At 64.2% G+C, this 18,309-nt stretch carries 15 protein-coding genes; 7 read left to right on the top strand and 8 right to left on the bottom strand.

All coding sequences use genetic code 11. The features are described 5' to 3' along the window. Complete coding sequence (gene purD / locus NKI08_RS09765; RefSeq protein ID WP_352768654.1) at window positions 1-1,278, bottom strand: phosphoribosylamine--glycine ligase; 1,278 nt, start codon at window positions 1,276-1,278, stop codon at window positions 1-3. Between the two features lie 156 nt (window positions 1,279-1,434). On the opposite strand from purD, the gene ubiA reads away from it, so the two are divergent. Further along, complete coding sequence (ubiA, locus tag NKI08_RS09760) at window positions 1,435-2,418, top strand: 4-hydroxybenzoate octaprenyltransferase (RefSeq protein ID WP_352748796.1); 984 nt, start codon at window positions 1,435-1,437, stop codon at window positions 2,416-2,418. Window positions 2,419-2,676: 258 nt separating this feature from the next. Here the strand turns inward: ubiA and NKI08_RS09755 are convergent, their stop codons facing one another. The 3 genes from NKI08_RS09755 to NKI08_RS09745 all read right to left on the bottom strand — a co-directional run bounded on the left by NKI08_RS09755 (window position 2,677) and on the right by NKI08_RS09745 (window position 5,859). Next, a complete protein-coding gene (locus NKI08_RS09755; RefSeq protein WP_352768651.1) occupies window positions 2,677-3,243 on the bottom strand; it encodes a DUF6101 family protein in 567 nt (188 codons plus the stop codon). Between the two features lie 186 nt (window positions 3,244-3,429). Beyond that, window positions 3,430-4,860, bottom strand: coding sequence for an FAD-binding oxidoreductase (locus NKI08_RS09750; protein WP_352768648.1), 1,431 nt, complete (start codon window positions 4,858-4,860; stop codon window positions 3,430-3,432). An 18-nt stretch (window positions 4,861-4,878) separates the two neighbouring features. Further along, entirely contained in the window at window positions 4,879-5,859 is a 981-nt protein-coding gene (locus tag NKI08_RS09745) for an L-threonylcarbamoyladenylate synthase (protein WP_352470681.1), read from the bottom strand. 159 nt (window positions 5,860-6,018) lie between these two features. Here NKI08_RS09745 and NKI08_RS09740 point away from each other — a divergent pair, with 159 nt between their 5' ends. Beyond that, window positions 6,019-6,450, top strand: a complete 432-nt coding sequence (locus NKI08_RS09740) for a hypothetical protein (RefSeq protein ID WP_352768645.1) — start codon at window positions 6,019-6,021, stop codon at window positions 6,448-6,450. 29 nt (window positions 6,451-6,479) lie between these two features. On the opposite strand, the gene glyS is transcribed toward NKI08_RS09740, so the two are convergent. Further along, window positions 6,480-9,077, bottom strand: a complete 2,598-nt coding sequence (glyS, locus tag NKI08_RS09735; protein WP_352768642.1) for a glycine--tRNA ligase subunit beta — start codon at window positions 9,075-9,077, stop codon at window positions 6,480-6,482. Between the two features lie 262 nt (window positions 9,078-9,339). On the opposite strand from glyS, the gene NKI08_RS09730 reads away from it, so the two are divergent. Continuing rightward, window positions 9,340-9,513 carry a hypothetical protein gene (locus tag NKI08_RS09730; RefSeq protein ID WP_352501982.1) on the top strand — a complete coding sequence of 58 codons (174 nt, stop codon included), beginning with the start codon at window positions 9,340-9,342 and terminating at the stop codon, window positions 9,511-9,513. Here the strand turns inward: NKI08_RS09730 and NKI08_RS09725 are convergent. Together NKI08_RS09725 and NKI08_RS09720 are read right to left on the bottom strand one after the other, a co-directional pair. Continuing rightward, entirely contained in the window at window positions 9,510-10,553 is a 1,044-nt protein-coding gene (locus NKI08_RS09725) for a glycine--tRNA ligase subunit alpha (protein ID WP_352768791.1), read from the bottom strand. The two genes, NKI08_RS09730 and NKI08_RS09725, sit on opposite strands and share 4 nt — an antisense overlap. Window positions 10,554-10,820: 267 nt before the next feature. Then, window positions 10,821-12,596 carry a tetratricopeptide repeat protein gene (locus NKI08_RS09720; RefSeq protein WP_352768788.1) on the bottom strand — a complete coding sequence of 592 codons (1,776 nt, stop codon included), beginning with the start codon at window positions 12,594-12,596 and terminating at the stop codon, window positions 10,821-10,823. Between the two features lie 322 nt (window positions 12,597-12,918). Between NKI08_RS09720 and NKI08_RS09715 the strand changes: the two genes are divergently transcribed. From NKI08_RS09715 to NKI08_RS09705, 3 genes are all read left to right on the top strand, one after another. Beyond that, window positions 12,919-14,013 carry a helix-turn-helix transcriptional regulator gene (locus tag NKI08_RS09715; protein WP_352768639.1) on the top strand — a complete coding sequence of 365 codons (1,095 nt, stop codon included), beginning with the start codon at window positions 12,919-12,921 and terminating at the stop codon, window positions 14,011-14,013. A 123-nt stretch (window positions 14,014-14,136) separates the two neighbouring features. Then, the gene (locus NKI08_RS09710) at window positions 14,137-15,486 is read left to right on the top strand and encodes a YadA-like family protein (RefSeq protein ID WP_352768636.1); all 1,350 of its coding nucleotides are present in this window, start codon (window positions 14,137-14,139) and stop codon (window positions 15,484-15,486) included. A gap of 10 nt (window positions 15,487-15,496) precedes the next feature. Next, window positions 15,497-16,129 carry a hypothetical protein gene (locus NKI08_RS09705; RefSeq protein ID WP_352768633.1) on the top strand — a complete coding sequence of 211 codons (633 nt, stop codon included), beginning with the start codon at window positions 15,497-15,499 and terminating at the stop codon, window positions 16,127-16,129. Window positions 16,130-16,147: 18 nt separating this feature from the next. Here NKI08_RS09705 and NKI08_RS09700 read toward each other — a convergent pair whose 3' ends face one another. Continuing rightward, window positions 16,148-16,753: a TetR/AcrR family transcriptional regulator gene (locus NKI08_RS09700; RefSeq protein WP_352681124.1), complete on the bottom strand. Its 606-nt coding sequence runs from the start codon at window positions 16,751-16,753 to the stop codon at window positions 16,148-16,150. Between the two features lie 104 nt (window positions 16,754-16,857). On the opposite strand from NKI08_RS09700, the gene NKI08_RS09695 reads away from it, so the two are divergent. Further along, a complete protein-coding gene (locus NKI08_RS09695; protein ID WP_352681122.1) occupies window positions 16,858-18,291 on the top strand; it encodes an MFS transporter in 1,434 nt (477 codons plus the stop codon). The last annotated feature ends 18 nt before the right edge of the window (window positions 18,292-18,309 follow it).

Below are 18,309 nucleotides of genomic sequence, written 5' to 3'. Positions count from 1 at the left end.
TCAGTCCGCCTGCTCGCGCGCCACCGCCAGCCAGCCAATGTCGCGGCGGCAAAAGCCTTGCGGCCAGTCGATCCGCTCGAGCGCGGCGTAAGCCTTCTTCTGCGCCTCGCCGACCGTGCGGCCGGTCGCCGTGATGTTGAGCACGCGACCGCCATTGGCGACGAGGGCGCCGCCGTTGATGGCGGTGCCGGCATGAAATATCTCGACGCCCTCACCCGCCGCCGCCTCGACGCCGCGGATGACCGAGCCCCTTTCCGGCGTGCCGGGATAACCCCTGGCTGCCATCACCACGGTGAGCGCCGCCTCGTCGCGCCAGCGCACCGAGGTGTGCGCCAGCTGGCCGTCGGCGGCTGCGTTGAGCAGGACGAGCAGATCGTCCTTCAGCCGCATCATCAGCACCTGGCATTCCGGGTCGCCGAAACGGGTGTTGTATTCGATCAGCTTCGGCCCCTTGTCAGTAATCATCAGCCCGGCAAACAGCACGCCGGAAAACGGAGCGCCTGTTTCAGCCATGCCGCGCATGGTCGGCTCGACGATCTCGCGCATGGTTCGGTCGATCATTTCCGGCGTCATCACCGGCGCCGGCGAATAGGCGCCCATGCCGCCGGTGTTCGGGCCGGTGTCGCCGTCACTGAGGCGCTTGTGGTCCTGCGCGGTGCCGAAGGGCAGCGCGGTGGTGCCGTCGCACAGGCAGAAGAAACTTGCTTCTTCGCCGACGAGAAACTCCTCGACCACCACTTCCGCGCCGGCCTGGCCGAAGGAGCCGTCAAAACAGGCGTCGAGCGCGGCCAGCGCCTCGTCAAGCGTCATGGCGACGGTGACGCCCTTGCCGGCAGCGAGGCCGTCGGCCTTGATGACGATCGGCGCACCCGTCTTCTCGACATAGGTCCTGGCCGAAGCCAGATCGTCGAAGCGGCCATAGGCGGCGGTCGGGATGCCGTATCTGGCGCAGAGGTCCTTGGTGAAACCTTTCGAGCCTTCCAGCCGTGCCGCTGCCTTTGACGGTCCGAAGACACGGATGCCCTCGGCGCGCAGGTCGTCGGCAATGCCGGCGACCAGCGGCCCTTCCGGCCCGACCACGACTAGGCCTATTTCATTCTCGAGGCAAAACCGGGCAACCGCCGTGTGATCCGCAATATCGAGCCTCACCGGCTCGGCTTCGCGGCCGATGCCCGGATTGCCTGGCACCGCGTAGAGTTTGGTCAGCAGCGGCGACGCCGCGATCTTCCAGGCAAGCGCATGCTCTCGTCCGCCGGAGCCGATCAGCAAAACACGCATGCCCAGATTCCTTGCCATTTCACGACCAGGACTGCGCTATTGCGCCGCGCGCGACGGGTCAAGACATTTGGCTGCCGAAGCGCCGATTGCGCGTGGCGAGCGTGCGGGGGCTGCTTGACGCTTGACGGCATTCGCCTCTGCTGCCACTCCAGCAAAATGGAAACCGTCCAGTCGAAAGCGGCCCAGGGCCGCGTCGCCGATGCGCCGAGCGGCCACTGGGTCTATCGCGTGCTGCCGCGGCGGTTGTGGCCCTATGCGCAGCTTGCCCGGTGGGACCGGCCGATCGGCTGGCAATTGCTGCTGTGGCCATGCTGGTGGTCGGCTGCGCTTGCCGCGAGCGCCTATCCGCGTCCGACGGACCCGCTTCTCTCTCTGCTGCCGTCGCCGTGGTATCTGCTGCTGTTTTTTCTTGGCGCGTTCGCCATGCGCGGCGCCGGCTGCACCTACAATGATTTGGTCGACGAGGACATCGACAACCAGGTGGAACGCACGCGCTCGCGGCCGCTGCCGGCCGGCAAGGTCACGCGCCGGCAGGCCTGGATGTTTGTTGTCGTGCAGGCACTGGTCGGCCTTGCCGTGCTTTTGCAGTTCAACAGCTTCGCCATCTTGCTCGGCATCGGCTCGCTGGTCATCGTCGCCGTCTACCCGTTCATGAAGCGGTACACCAATTGGCCGCAACTCGTTCTCGGCCTTGCCTTTTCCTGGGGAGCGCTGATGGGATGGGCGGTCGAGTTCGGCGATCTCGATGGGCCGGCAATCATGCTCTATATCGGCTCGATCCTGTGGGTGATCGGCTATGACACGATCTATGCGCATCAGGACAAGGAAGACGACGCCATCGTCGGCGTGCGCTCGACGGCGCGCCTGTTCGGCGACAATACCAAGGCTTGGCTGGCCGGGCTTTATGGCGGGGCGCTGGTCTGCTTCGCCATCGCCTTTGCCTCGGCACAGGCACCGGTGCCTGCACTTGCCGGGCTGATCGCTGCCGGCGCGCATCTGGCGCGGCAGATCGGCGTGCTCGACATCGACGATCCGGACCAGTGCCTGAGACTGTTCAGATCGAACAACCAGGTCGGCTGGCTGATCTTCCTCGGCCTGATCGGCGGCGCGGTCTGGGTGGCGCTGAAGCCGCTGGTTTAAGAGCCAGCGGTATCGATTCGGCAGCTGCGGAATCGACCTTTCTCCAACTGCTTATGCCGCCCCTCATCGCCCTGCCGGGCACTTCTCCCGGTATAGTGACGAGGAGAAGCACGCCTTCGCAACGGATTTCGCCAATCTCAAGCGTTTGCAGAAAGAGTGCCGAAATTGCGGCCAGTGTCGCTTCTCCCCGTCACTATACGGGGAGAAGGTGGCGGCAGCCGGATGAGGGGCAGCGCCAACTTGCAAGCTGATTTCAATCTACTCCCGCGAAATAAGCTCTTCGCCGCCGATGGCCAGCCTGAGGCCGAGGTCGCCGGCGCGGCGGCGGGCGAGGAAGCGCGGGCGGCGCATGGTCGAGACGCGACCCTTGCGGCGGTCCTGCGCCGGCAGCGCCTTGATGGCGGCGCCGAGCGATTCTTCCAGCGTGCGGGCGATGCCGTCGGCCTCGATCAGCAGCATCGGCAGGCGGTAGGCGTCGGCCCAGGCGCGCCAGTCGGCGGCGACGTCGTCGAGATCGTCGGCGACCAGCAGCGGCACCGACAGCATCGGGTCATTGTGCAGAAGCTCAAGCGTCACTGTGACATTGCCATCCGGATCCTCCATCGCGCGGGCGGCGACGCCGCGAAACGCGTTGGCGGGCAGAGCGATGATCGCCGGCACGCCGCTCATCTCCAGCGTGCGGCGGATAACCGCGCCGCGCTGGTCGATGGTGAAGGTAACGTCGCCATAGTCGTCGCGGGTGGCGTAGCTCACCACCTGCGGCAGGCGGAATGGGTCGAGGCGCATATTGCGGCCGGCCCAGACTGGCTTCAGTCCAGTGTTCATATCGTGCCTTTCCTGTTTCTCCTGAGAGCCGGTGTTTCCGGTTCTCCGGGCCGGTTTTCCCAGCCTCGTTTGTGGAGAAACATTAGCGCGGGCTTCTTATCCTCGCGCTTAAGAAAGTCGGTTAAATTTTGCTGATCCGGGGCGGATGGTTATCGGAATGCCAACCGGCACAGGCCGGCGAAAGGATCAGATAACCTTACCCGGATTCATGATGCCGGCCGGATCGAAGGCGGCCTTCACCCTGCGCATCAGCTCGATCGCCATCGGCGGCGCCGTCGCGATCAATTCGTCCCGCTTCAACTGGCCGATGCCGTGCTCGGCCGAGATCGAGCCATGAAACGCGCGCACGACGTCGTGCACGGCCTTGTTCATGACGTGGTAAAGGCCGAGAAACGCCTCGTCATCGCCGTCGGCCGGCCGGGAGATGTTATAGTGCAGGTTCCCGTCGCCCATGTGGCCGAAGCAGACGACGCGCGCGCCGGGACTGACCGATTGCACGACGACGGCGGCCTTTTCAATGAAGGGCGGGATTGACGCCACCGGCACCGAGATGTCGTGCTTGATCGAGGCACCTTCCGGTTTCTGCGCCTCGGGCAGCACCTCGCGGAAATTCCAGAACGCATCGCCCTGGGCCATGCTTGCCGCGATCACCGCATCGCCGACGATGCCTTGCTCGAGGCCTGCCTCCAGCACCTCCTCGATCAGCGCCCTTGCGTCGTCGGCCGAACGGCCCGACGAGATCTGCATCAGCACATACCACGGCCAATCGCCGGCAAGCGGCCGCACCACGCCTTGTGCGTGGGCAAGCGTGAAGTCGTAGGGCCTCTTGCCGATCAGCTCGAAGGCGGTGAGCGCTGCCCCTGCACGGTCCATCGCCAGGCTGAACAGCGACAATGCCGCCTCCGGCGATGACAGGCCGGCAAACGCCACCTCGCGCCCCTTGGGCTTGGGGAACAGCTTGAGCACGGCGGCGGTGATGATGCCGAGCGTGCCTTCCGCGCCGACGAACAGGTTCTTCAGATCGTAGCCGGTATTGTCCTTTTTCAGCTTGCGCAGATCGTCGAACACTTCACCGGTCGGCAGCACCACTTCGACGCCGAGGCAGAGCTCGCGCGCATTGCCGTAGGCAAGCACGCCGGTGCCGCCGGCGTTGGACGAGAGATTGCCGCCGATCTGGCAGGAGCCTTGCGCGGCAAGCGACAGCGGAAACAGCCGGTCGGCGGCATCGGCCGCTTCCTGCAGCGTCTGCAGGATGACGCCGGTTTCGACCGTCACCGTGTTGGACAGCGTATCGATCTCGCGGATGCGGTTCAGCCGCGACAGCGACAGCACGATCTCGCGGCCGGATGCGTCCGGCACCTGGGCGCCGACCAGCCCGGTGTTGCCGCTTTGCGGCACGATGGGCGTGCCGGTTTCGGTTGCCAGCCGCATGATGCGGCTGACCTCCTCGACGCTCCCCGGCCTCAGCACCAAAGCCGTCCTGCCGTGCCAAAGTCCGCGCCGCTCGGTGAGGAAAGGCGCGATGTCCCGCTGATCGCGCAGCGCATATTTGTCGCCGACGATTGCCGCAAAGCGGGCGACGACGGCGGGGTCGAGATCGGGGGAAATGTCGTTCATGGGCGGAAACTATGGTGCTCAATCCATCTTGTCACGCGGGGCGATCTTGTCACGCGGGGCGGCGGCGCGCGAAAGCCGGTCATTGATCGCCTCGCCCAGCCCGTCGAACGGGATCGGCTCGACGGCGATGGTTTTGGCGCGACTGCTATCGAGATCCTGCAGATGAGCGAAGAGATTGCTTGCCGCCTCGCGCAGGTCGCCGGTCTCCGACAAATTGCGCAGGGCGGCTGCGTCGCGCCAGCCTTCGGCACGGCGGCGGCCGAAGGCCAGCAAGGCTTCGCCCGGTGCGACCTCCGCAGCATTGAGCCGCACCGCCGCACCTGGCGCATAGTGCGAGGCAAGCATGCCAGGTGCCTCGATGACCGAAGCGCCGCGCAGCAACTTTGACCCGGCCACTGCTTCGATCTCTTCGGCGGCAATGCCGCCCGGCCGCAGCAGCCGCAGCTTTCCAGCTTCGACCTTGACAATGGTCGATTCCAGCCCGACCGGCGTCGCGCCGCCATCGACCACAAGCTTGATCCGGGGACCGAGATCGGCGGCCACGGCCTCGGCCGTCGTGGCGCTGATCCTGCCCGAGGAATTGGCGCTTGGCGCCGCCAGCGCGCGGCCGAACCTGGCGATCAGCTCGCCGCCAAAGCCTTTCGGCATGCGCAGCGCGATCGTTTCCAGACCGGCGGTGACCAGCGGATGAATGCCGCTGCCGGGCCGTTGCGGCAGCACCAGCGTCAGCGGCCCCGGCCAGAATGCCTGCGCCAATCTTTCCGACAGCGGATCGAACAGCGCGATGCGCTCGGCCATCGCCGGGTCGGCTATATGGGCGATCAGCGGGTTGAAGCGAGGGCGGCCCTTGGCTTCGAAGATGCGGGCCACGGCAACGCCATTGGTCGCGTCGCCGGCCAGCCCATAGACGGTCTCGGTCGGGATGGCGACGACGTCGCCGCTCTCGAGCAGCGCCAACGCCCTTTCCATCGCCTCGCCGACGGCACGAATTTCAGCCACTGTCGTCACCTCACGGATGCGGGTGCCTAATACGCTGACGCCGACGGAGCAAGTCCGGGCGTAGGCGAATCGCAAATCACTAAAATGCTCCGTTTCCCCGCAAGCCGGCATCAACTGCCCTCGGCTACGGTGCCGTCTTGTTGGGCAAGGGGAATTATCATGCTTTCGATGCGTATCCTTGGAGCGCTTGGTCTGGCGTTTATGGCCGGCACGGCACAGGCCTCGTCGCTCGTTTTTCTCGGGCAAACGACGGCGACGCCTTCGGTTGTAAGTGCCGGCGCGCTCGAACGGGCAAAAACACCGTCGATCGTCGCGCTCGGCGAGAAGTTGCCTGACGTCAATGAAAACGTCACCGATGAAAAGGTCGCGGCGATCCCGAGCCAGCCGAGTCATGGCTTCGACGGAAGCCCGATGATCATTCGCGGCGGTATCGTCGGCGATGCCTTTGCAACGCCGGCGCCCAAGGTCGCGCCGGCCATCGCTGCCGCGCCCGCCGCGGACAGCAAAGGCGACCCAAAGGTCGCCAGCAAAACCCCTGAACCGGCTGCGCAGCAGCCTGCCCCGCTAGCAGCTCCCGACCAGCCGAAATAGCGCCACAAGCGATGATTTTTTTCCGGACGTCAGCCGGCTATCTTGGAGAAATCCGCGACCCGGTCGGTCGCCGCGCGGATGCGGGCGAGCAATGCCAGGCGATTGGCGCGCACCGCCTGGTCCTCATCGTTTACGAGGACTTTCTCAAAGAATGAATCAACCGGCTCGCGCAACACGCTAAGCGCCAGCATGGCGGCGGAAAAGTCTTCGTTTTGAATTGCTTCGCCGGCTTGCCTCTCGGCCTGATTGACCGCGGCGTACAAGGTTTTTTCGGCGCCCTCCCGGAACAGCGCCGGCTCAACACGGTCGGCGATCGTCGTGTTCTTCTTCTCCTCGGCAGCCACGATGTTGGCAGCGCGCTTGGTGCCGGCAAGCAGGTTCCTGCCGTCCTCGCTGTCGAGGAAGGAGCCAAGCGCTTCGACGCGGCGGACGATTTGCAGGAGGTCGTCGTTGGACGATTGGCCGATCTCTCCCCTAGAGGGGGAGATGCCCGGCAGGGCAGAGGGGGGCGCGACAGAATGAGAGGCTGGCGGGACAGCGCCCCCCTCTGTCGGCTTCGCCGACATCTCCCCCTCTAGGGGGGAGATCGGGCGCGAACCTGCCGCCAGAACCGCGTCGATCAGATCATGCCGCGCGCCCTGATCGCGGAGATAGACCTTTAGGCGGTCGTGGAAGAAGGACAGGAGATCGGCAATTATGTCAGACGCGGAACGGTCCGGTAATTCGACGCCGCGTATTTCCGAGGACAGCAAACCTGCCCGTTCACTGATCAAATCGTCGGCTGATCCCACACCGGTCGTGAAATCACCCCCATCGTCCGCTCGCCAGACCACCGAAAACCGATTGCCGCGATTGAAGGTAAGCCCGAACAGCGAGTTTAAAAACTGGCGCTGGAGTGGCAGTCTTACCCCATTCTCGACCAAAATCCTCACAACGCCCAGCGCCGCCCTCCGCAGCGCATAGGGATCTTTCGATCCGGTCGGCTTTTCATCAATAGCCCAGAACCCGACCAGCGTATCGAGCTTGTCGGAAAGCGCCACGGCCACCGAAACCGGATCGGTCGGCACGCGATCGGACGGGCCCTGCGGCTTGTAGTGTTCCTCGATCGCGGCGGCGACTGAAGGATGCTCGCCCTGCAGCAGCGCGTATTTGCGGCCCATGGCGCCTTGCAGTTCCGGGAACTCGCCAACCACTTCGGTGGTGAGGTCGGCCTTGGCGAGGACGGCAGCGCGATGAGCGAGCGCGGTAATCTCCCCCCTCGAGGGGGAGATGTCGCCGAAGGCGACAGAGGGGGTCGGCACGTCCTGACGCGACGCCCTATCGCGGACAGAGGATGCCGGCGCTTCACGCGAGGCGACCCCCTCTGGCCTGCCGGCCATCTCCCCCTCAAGGGGGGAGATTGAACTCGCCACGAGCGGCGCCAATTCTTCGGCCAACCTGGCAATCCGCTCCACCCGCTCGCCCTGCGTGCCGAGCTTGGCATGAAACGTTACATTGAGGTGGTCGAGGCGGGCCATGCGCTGGTCGAGCGGCTTTTTGAGATCAAGTCCGAACTTTTGCGCCGATGCCTGCAGCTGGTCGAGATCCGGCAGGTCGCCCTGGTCGGTTTTCCAGAAATAGAGCGCGTCGGACAGGCGGGCACGCACCACCTTGCCATTGCCGTGGGCGATCTCCTTGCCGCCGTCCTTGGCGTCGATGTTGGCGGTCAGGATGAAGCGGTTGGAGAGCTCTTCGCCCGCGCCATGTGGCCGCGTCACAAAACACTTCTGGTTGGCGCGGATGGTGAGCCTGATCACCTCGGCCGGAATGGCGAGAAAATCCTGTTCGAATTCGCCCATCAGCACGACAGGCCATTCGACCAGGCCCGACACTTCCTCCAGCAGCCCCTCGTCCTCGACGAGGTCGAGCCCGCTGGCGAAGGCGAGGTTCCTGGCATCGGCAAGGATGATCTCTTTGCGCCTGTCGGCATCGAGCACGACCTTGGCCGCCTCAAGCTTGGCGACATAATCATCGAAGCGGCGCACCGTGATGGCGCCAGGCGCATGGAAACGGTGGCCGTAAGTGATATTGCCCGAGCGGATGCCGTCGATCTCGAAATCGACGACCACCGGCTCCTCGGTTTCGGGGCCGAAGGTGCACAGGATCGATTGCAATGGCCGCACCCAGCGCAGCGAGCCGGGCTTGGCCGAAGCCGGCCCCCAGCGCATCGATTTCGGCCAGGGAAAGTTGCGGATGATGCCCGGCACCAGCTCGGCGATGATCTGCTCCGCCGGCCTGCCCGGCTTCGCAATATGGGCGACATAGAAGTCGCCCTTCTTCGGATCGGAATGAACATGCGCCTCGGCAATCGAGGCAAGGCCGGCCTTGCGCAGAAAACCTTGCACCGCGGGCTCGGGCGCCTTGGTCGAGGGCCCCTTGATCTCCTCGCTGATGTCCTTCGAGCGCGCGGTCAGGCCGCGAATGTCGAGCGTCAACCGGCGCGGCGTCCAATATTCGCGCGCCGCCTCATAGGTCAGCCCGGCCTCGACCAGCCCGTCGGTCAAAAGCTTCCTGAGATCGCCGGCAGCCTTGCGCTGCATGCGGGCGGGAATCTCTTCCGAACGGAGTTCTAAAAGCAGGTCGGGCATCGAAGGAACTCATGGACAAAAATAGCCGCCGCTTCGCGGCGACCTCCCCCATCGAGGGGGAGGTAAGCGGGGGCATAGCAACTCGGCTGGCCGCTGTCACCCTTCCCCGCTCGATCGGGACATCTAACGGCGATTTCCGAAAAAATTCAGCCGCCTGTCGGACACGCGCCGGTCCGCCCGTCCTTGGATCAAAGATTTCCCTGAACCGAACGCAGCGCTGAAGCGACCAACGCTCAGGCAGAGAGCTATTGGCTGACCGACCATGAGAACGGCATCGACATTCCTGCAGATCCTCGCGCTCAGCGCCTGCTTCACGGCGCAAGTTCATGGCACGTTCTCGATGCCCGGCGTCAGGCAGGCGCTGCGGACAATAGCCGGTGCAAGCGGCCAAGGCACGTTGCCAATCAGCGCCCCTGCCGAAACCGCCTGGAGCTAAGCCGCCATTCCGCCCGCCTGCGTCAGCAAAAACGCCTCGCCGCAGGCCTTGGCCAGATTGCGCACCCGCAAAATATAACTCTGGCGCTCGGTGACCGAAATGACGCCGCGGGCATCGAGCAGATTGAAGACGTGGCTGGCCTTGATGCACTGGTCGTAGGCGGGGAATACAAGGCGGTGGTATCCCTCCCCCTTGAGCGGAAGGTGGCCAGACAAGGTCTGGCCGGGAGGGGTCGCCCGTGCAGTGCTCGACGTTTTACTTGTGGTGCCTTCTGAGGTGACCCCCTCTGCCCGCTTCGCGGGCATCTCCCCCTCAAGGGGGGAGACAGGCGCGCCGGCTTCGAGCAGCGCCTTGCACTCGGCTTCGGCGTCTTCGAAATGGCGCAGCAACATCGCGGTGTTGGCAAATTCGAAATTGTGGCGCGAATATTCCTGCTCGGCCTGCAGGAAGACGTCGCCATAGGTCACCTTGTCGGCGCCTTCGCGGCCGTTGAAGTTGAGGTCGTAGACATTGTCGACGCCCTGCACATACATGGCCAGCCGTTCCAGCCCGTAAGTGAGCTCGCCCGCCACCGGGGCGCATTCGATGCCGCAGACCTGCTGGAAATAGGTGAACTGCGAGACCTCCATGCCGTCGCACCAGCACTCCCAGCCCAGCCCCCAGGCGCCCAGCGTCGGGCTTTCCCAGTCGTCCTCGACGAAGCGGATGTCATGCAGCAGCGGATCGATGCCGATCGCGGCCAGCGAGCCGAGGTAAAGCTCCTGCAGATTGGGCGGATTGGGCTTCAGGATCACCTGGTATTGGTAATAGTGCTGCAGCCGGTTCGGGTTCTCGCCATAGCGGCCGTCCTTGGGGCGGCGCGAGGGCTGGACATAGGCGGCATTCCAGCGTTTTGGACCGAGCGCGCGCAATGTCGTTGCCGGATGGAATGTGCCGGCGCCGACTTCCATGTCGTAAGGCTGGAGGACGACGCAGCCATAGTCCGCCCAATAATTATGCAACGTCAGGATCAGCCCCTGGAACGAGCGGCTGGGGTGCATGTGGGCAGGAATGGTCACGGCGGCCTCGGCGGGAAAGGCGGGATGCCGGCACGTCCTAGATGCCTGGCCAGCAAGCGTCAAGGCAGAGGGGGTCAGGCCTTTGAAGGTGTTCCCTTCTCCCCTTGTGGGAGAAGGTGGCCGAGCGAAGCTCGGTCGGATGAGGGGTGTTCCAGCTTGGCACCGACGGCAATCCGTCCGACACCCCTCAACCGTCTCGGCGCTGCGCGCCGATCCACCTTCTCCCACAAGGGGAGAAGGAAAGAAGGGTCACCCCTTCGGCGCGGGCGCCGGCAAGGGCTTTACGTTCGGGGTTTCCTGCGCCGTGTTGGATTCGATCGGCGGCAGGCCTTTCATCAGCTTTTGCTGCAAGGCGGCAAGCACGTCCGGGTCCGGCTTCAGGTCGCGGGCCTGATTCCACTGGAAGGTGGCTTCCAGCTTGCGGCCGACGCGCCAGTAGGCGTCGCCGAGGTGATCGTTGAGCACCGGATCCTCCGGCTTCAACGAAACGGCGCGTTCCATTTCGCGCACTGCATCGTCGAACTGGCCAAGGCGGTAATAGGCCCAGCCCAACGAATCGACGATGTAGCCGTCGCTCGGCCTCAGGTCGACGGCCTTCTGGATCATCGCGAGGCCTTCCTTGAGGTTCATGTTCTTGTCGACCCAGGAATAGCCGAGATAGTTCAGAACCTGCGGCTGGTCGGGGTAGAGCTCCAGCGCCTTGCGGAAATTCGGCTCGGCCTTCGGCCATTCCTTCAGCCGCTCATAGGCGATGCCGCGCTGGTAGAAAATGTTCCAGTTGGCGGCGGTCGGCGTCTTCAGCACCTCGACCGCCTTGTCGTAAAGATTGGCGGCGGAGCGGAAATCCTCCTTCGAGGAATAGACGCCGCCGAGCGCCAGGTAGGCGCGCATGTCGTCTGGATGCGCATCGACGATGGCCTTGAGGTGAGCGATCGCCTCGTCGTTGCGGTCGAGATCGGCAAGGTTGAGGCCAAGCTGCAGGTCCGAAAGCTGCTTCAGCGGCGAGCCGGCGGGAATGCGGCGATAGAGCGCGATGGCGCCCTCGCCGTCTTTCAACTGCTCGGCAACGGCGGCAAGCTGAACGAGCGCCGCGTCGTTGTCGGGCCGCAGCGCCAGGGCATATTGCAGATAAAGCCGCACGAACGGCTCGCCGCCGCCGCGGTTGAGCGCGGTGGCGAGATCGAGCAGGATTTCCGAGGCGCCGTCCGACGGACCGGCAACGAAGGGCTCGATCTTTTCGCCCTTGTTGATCTTGTCGCGAAGGGCTGCAATCTCGACCTTGCCGGGCGCAAACGCCTCGGCTTTGTCGAGCACCCACAGCGCCTTGGCCTTGTCGCCTTTGCGGGCGAGGAAAGAGGCGTAGGCCTGCGCGTTGCGCATCCATGTTTCGGGGGCCGCACCGCCGGCGGCGGTGTCCTGCACGGTGGCGGTGTAGAGCGCATCCGCCCTGTCGGGTAGGCCAGAGGCGTCGGCAATCAAGGCGCGGTGGAAGGACTTGAACAGGCTGAACCAGTCGGGGCCTTGCAGCTTGTCGATGGAAGCCATGGCCTCGCCGGCGTCACCCGCACCCTGCTTGGCCCAGCCGGTCATGACGCCGGAGATCAGCCGGTCGAGATCGGACTCGAGCGACAGCTTGAGCCAGTATTCGGCCTTGGAGAAATCCTTCTTGTGGAAGGAATCGATGGCCAGCGCCAGGCGCGAGAAGCGCTCGACATCGGGAACCGCCTTGAGCTTGTCGGCATAGACCAGGGATTCGTCGAAGCGCCCCTGCGCGATCAGCGACAGCATCAGGCTCTGCTGCAGTCCCGTATCGTTCGGATCGAACGCAAGCGCCTGCTTGTAATAGGAAATGGCGCTGTCGAGGTCGTTGTCGCCGTCGGCAATCCTGGCGGCGAGATAGGCCCCCGAGAAGGATGTGATCCTGACCGGCTCGGCGGTCTGTTTGGCATGCGCCGGCAAAGCCGAGATCGCCATGCCCGTCGCGATTGCCAGCCCCGTCAGCCAGCGCGCATATCCTTGCCGCATCATATCCCTTTCAGCCAAACGCCATCTCCGCGTCAGCGGGATCGCCGTAGACTCGATTTTTACAGGTAAAGCATGGCCTTTTTGGGGTCGTGCTTCAACCCGGCCCGAATTCACAATCAGGTCAAGCAATTAATAAACCATGCCGAAAGGGCCTGAACTGCGACTCTTGACCGCGTGGCGTCCGCTTTGGCGGTGCCTGCGCGGTGCTATTTCCCGACGCCGTAAGCGACCCCTAAGCGCCAGCGGTTGAAAGCTTCCGCCATGCAACTTTGCGTGGCAGGATGAGATTTCAATTCTTGCTTCGCCAGCCATGGGGGCGCCGATGCTGGAAGTGCCGCGCGACGAAGAAGCCTTCGCCATCGTCGATCGTATCTACGAAGCAGCGTTCGCCGCCGAGCAGTGGCCGGGAGCGTTGGAAGCGACCAGTGCGATCACGCGCTCGGCAAGCGGCTCGATTTTCATGATCAGCGATCATTCCCCGCTTCGCGCCATCGGCGAGGCGCAGGCCGAGCCCTTGATCGACGCTTTCATGGCAGATTGGAAATTTTCCGAGAGCGTGCAGCGCATGTGCAGCACTCAGCCGGCAAGCTTTGTGCGGGTCGACGACTTCATGACCGGCGATGAGATCGAGCGGGACCCGATCTACGCATGGGCAAGAAATTTCGGCGTCGGATCGCCCGTCTGCACGTCGATTCCCATGCCGAGCGGAGAGCTGGTGCTGTTCGTCTTCCAGCGCTGGCTGAAGGACGGCAAGTACGATCAAGCGGCGATCGACCTGCTGAACGGACTGCGTCCGCATCTGGCGCGGGCCGGCCTTGTTGCCGCGCGTCTTGGCATGGAACGCGCCAGGACCGCCGCATCGGCGCTGGGCGAAATCGGACTGCCGGCCGCTGTCATGAGCGGATCAGGCCGTGTGCTGACGGTCAACCGCCTGCTGGAAGATATGAAGGACGTGTTCATCCCCCAGGCCGGCGGCGGCATGGTGCTTGCGGACCTATCTGCAAACGCGCTTTTCCAGCAAGCCATCATGCACAACGACGACCATCGCGTTGTGCGGTCCATCCCTGTCCCGGCAGTTGAGGGGCGGCCTGCGCTGATCGTTCACCTTTTGCCGTTGCGCCGTGCCGCACATGACATCTTTTCGGGCGCGGATATCCTTGTCGCGGCAACTGCCGTCAGCATCAGCGCGACGGTGCCGTCGCCCGATATCCTTTCGGGCCTGTTCGACTTGACGCCGGCGGAAGCCCGGCTCGCCGTCGTGCTTGCCTCAGGCCGTTCCGTACAGGAAGCCGCCCTCGAAATCGGTATCGCCGTCAAATCGGCCCGTACTTATCTCGAGCGAATTTTTCGGAAAACCGGAACCAGTCGCCAAAGCCAGCTCGTGGCGCTGCTGACGAGCGCGCGGCCGTTTTCGTGATTTCGGTCAGTCAACCGGCCCGACGTTGCAAGATTGCAACAGCCAGGACTGAAAACGCTGCAAGAACAGGAGGAATGCCGCGAAGTGTAGGCATTTGCCGACTGTCCGGCCGTTGCCGGCTTCATGCATGGTCCATCTCATCGGGAGCTTTGCGATCGGCCGGCGCCGTTCTGGAAAGAAGGGGATAATTCGATGAAGAGCCGTGTTGTAGAAGGCTTTGAGTGGTCGGCTGCATTGGGGGCTGCCGGCATCCTGATGTCGTCCCGCGTGCCGGTTCGCGGGGCCGGAGCTTTGGTGATAGCCGCGGCAGCCGGCCTGGTGGCCCTCGCGCCGACTCCGGCGGCTGCGTTTGTGTGTGAAGATATAAATTATGGCGCAGATGGCGCCGGGGCTTCGCCCACCGGTATGGCATGCGGAACTATCGCCCAAGCTGCGGGCGGATCCTCGACGGCGGTCGGCGGTAGAGCCGTTTCTGATGGAGACCTCAGTACCGCTCTTGGCGATGATGCGTGGGCCGGGGGAATCTCGGGTCCCATCAACCATAACAATGCAAGCACGACGGCTATCGGCGCCCGTGCTCAGGCTGGTGCGGGAGGCCCTAACCAGGCCAACGCTACCGCTCTTGGCGCCTCGGCCAAGGCGAATGCGGTGAATGCCACCGCCCTCGGCACCGGTGCGACGGCCAATTTTGCCGATTCAGTCGCCGTAGGCCAAGGTGTGACCACGACACGCGCCAATCAGGTGGCTATCGGCAACAGCAGCGCCACCTACACTCTGTCGGGCATCAACAGCGCAGCCAGCAGGGAGGCCCAGAGCGGACCGAAATACCTGGTGACGTCCGACGCCGCGGGCAATCTGGCGACCGCTTCCGTGAACATCGACGAACTCGAAGGACTGGCCGACGACGTTGCAGCCCATACCACCCAGATCGCCTCGCTCAACACCACGGTAAGCAGCCACACGATGCAGCTTGCCGATCACGAGACGCGCATTGTCAACAACACCAACCAGATCAACGCGCTCAACACGACGGTCGGCAATCATACGATCCAGCTTGCCGATCACGAGGCGCGTATCACCAACAATACCAACACGCTCAACCTGCACACCGCGCAGATTTTCAGCCTCGACAGTCGCACCACGATCAACGAGGCTAACATCGCCCTGCTCGACGGCCGCGTCAGCGCGCTGGAGGGCGGGTTGCAGAACCTTGGCGAGCAGGTCAGCGAAAACCGCTCGGAAGCCCGCGCCGGAACGGCGCTTGCGCTGGCGACGGCGGGATTGCGTTACGACGACAGGCCCGGCAAATTGTCGCTGGCCGGCGGCTTTGGCCATTTCAAGGGCCAGTCGGGCCTGGCGCTCGGCCTTGGCTATAGCACGAGCCTGGATTTCCGCCTCAACGCCGCCGTGTCGGCCTCCACCAACCGTGGCGATGTCGGCGTCAGCGTCGGCGCATCGTGGACACTCAACTGATGCAGCCGGCATGACCTCAATCTTGCCGGGATCGGTGCGGCCGACGGGCAGAATGTTGCTGGCCGCCTTGGTGCTGACGGCAGCCGTTCCGCAGCTTGTCCAGCCTGCCCTGGCGCAAACGTCGAAAACCCAGAAATCGGCCAAGCCGCAGGCGCCGAAGCCGGCCAATATCGACCGCAACGGCGTGCTGATCCTGGTGCGCGGCTCGCTGCTGGCGCTCGACCATGCCAACAAGACGGGGAATTACACGGTGCTGCGCGATCTCGGCGCGCCGGGCTTCCAGACCAACAATGCGGCCAAGCTTGCCGAGATCTTCGCCAGCCACCGCAATGACGGCATCGACCTCGGCGGCGTCGCGGTGCTGGAGCCGCAATTGACGCTGCTGCCGCAGATCGAGTCCAACGGCATGTTGCATATGGCCGGTTTCTTTCCCTCGGTGCCGATGCAGGTCAATTTCGAGCTGTTGTTTGCGCCGGTCGAACGGCAATGGAAGGTGTTCGGCATCTCGGTCGCGCTCAGCAAGGCCGGCCCCGAAGCGCCGGCGACGGAGCCGCAACCGCCAAAGCCTGTCGCCACCGAAATACCCGACCCGCCGACGCCGGCGGTCAATCCCAGAAGGGCCGCCGAACAAGCCGGCAAGTGAGCATCACGGCCCTGAAACTCAGGACGTTTGCGAAAGGCTTGCGTCAAGCGCCTGCATGGCGACGGTGACAAGATCGTGCAGCCGCTTTTTCGGCACGCCGTCGCGTGCCTGCACCGAAAGGCCGTGCAGCAGCGTGGCGTAATAATCCCCCAACGTCTCGGCGTCGGTGTCCGGCTTCAATTCGCCATCGCGCACCGCCTGCTTCAACCGCTCGATGATCGATGCGGTACGCGCCAGCCGATGCTCCACCAGCCATTGCAGCACGGCGTCATTTTCGACGGCGCAATTGGTCGCGGCCGTCACCACCATGCAGCCCTGCGGCCGCCCGGGCCGCGTATAGATTTCGACGGCGTCGCGAAGCATGCGCTCGATGACGCGCCGGACATTTGGTTCTTCCTGCAGTGCGCGTGTGGCGAAGCCGCCCTCATTGGCCTCGTAAAGTGCCACCGCTTCGCGAAACAGATCCTCCTTCGAGCCGAAGGCGGCATAGATGCGCGCCGATGCGAGACCAAGCGCCGATACGAGATCGGCCATCGAGGTGCCCTCGTAGCCGCGTCTCCAGAAAGCGTCGCGGGCTTTCTCCAGCGCCTGGTCGCGGTCGAACTCCCTTGGCCTTCCCGCCATGGCGGTCTCCAATTTTTGTCGATCAACAAATAATCCGCTTGACTTCGGATTGCAAATCTCAATTCTTTGTCGATCATTAAATAATTGTCGACAAGGAGACCGGCATGAGTTCACTGGATCAAGGCGCGCCGCTCGGGGCGATAACGCAGGGAGCAAGCAGGGCGAAACATGGCGCAACGCTGGCGCTGCTCGCCTTCGCGCAGCTCATCATCTCGCTCGACCTCAACATAGTCTTCGTGGCGTTGCCGAAGATCGGCACCGGCCTCGGATTTTCAGGCCAGACCCTGCAGTGGGTGGTCAGCGCCTACACCGTCTTCACCGGCGGCTTCCTGCTGTTCGGCGGCCGGGCCGCCGACCTGATCGGCCAGCGCCGCGTCTTCATCTTCGCGCTCTGGCTCTACGCGCTCTCATCTCTGGTCGGCGGCCTCGCCTGGTCGCCGGAAATCATCATCGCGGCCCGCGCCGTACAAGGCATCGGCGCCGCGTTCCTGTTTCCTGCGACGTTGTCGCTGATCAACCGCCTGTTCGCCGAGGGACCGGAACGCAACCGGGCGCTCGCCGTCTGGGGCGGCGCGGGCGCCAGCGGCCTGACGCTCGGTTCGCTTGCCGGCGGGTTTCTGACCAGCGCCTTCGGCTGGCCGTCGGTCTTCTACGTCAACGTGCTGTTGGCCGGGATCGCCATCATCGCGGCTTTCGCCATCATCCCGCGCGATCGCAAGCGGCACGAGCAGCGCAGCTTCGATCTGCCGGGCGCGCTGACCGTCACCGCCGGCGCGACGCTGCTTGTCTTCACCCTGGTTCAGGGGCCCGAATATGGCTGGGGCTCTGGCGCAATCATCGCCAGCGCAGCACTGGCGGCATTCTTCCTGATCGCCTTCACCGTGATCGAGGCCAACAGCGCCGACCCGCTGATGCCGCCGCGCCTGTTCCACAACCGCAGCCTCGTCGCCGGCATGACGATAACCTTCCTCTACATGGGCACTTTCGGCGCGCTGCCCTACTTCCTCACCGTGCTGCTGCAGAACGTGCACGGCTTCACTGCCTTGCAGACGGGCCTCGCCTTTCTCGTGCCGTCGGTCGCCATCGCCACCGGCACGCAACTCGGCGAGCGTCTGGCAACGCACTTTTCGACGCGCCGAACCCTGGTCGGCGGCATGATCGTCGGCGCGGTCGGCACAGCATTGATGGTATCAGGCGCGACTGCCGACAGCAGCTATCTGCCCCTCGTACCCGGCCTGATCGTCTCCGGCGTCGGACAAGGCATCGTCTGGACCGCAATGTGGATTGCCGCCGGTTCCGGCGTTGCCCATGACCAGCAAGGCGTCGCCTCGGGGATGGCTTCGACGACGCTCAATGTCGGCAACGCCATCGGCATGGCCGTGCTGATTGCGATTGCGAACAGCCAAATCGGCGAATTGTCCGGCGATGCGTTGAAAATTGCCGTCGCCGACGGCATCCAGGTTGCCTTCCGGCTCGCGGCGGCGGGCATCGTCGTCAGTTTGCTGGCAGCAATAGTGCTTCCGGCAAAGGCTCGATGAGAGCAGGCGGCGTCCCGG

This window comes from Mesorhizobium sp. M0768 (genome assembly GCF_040320195.1).
Classification (GTDB): domain Bacteria; phylum Pseudomonadota; class Alphaproteobacteria; order Rhizobiales; family Rhizobiaceae; genus Mesorhizobium.
This window is presented reverse-complemented; position numbering and strand designations above follow the sequence as displayed.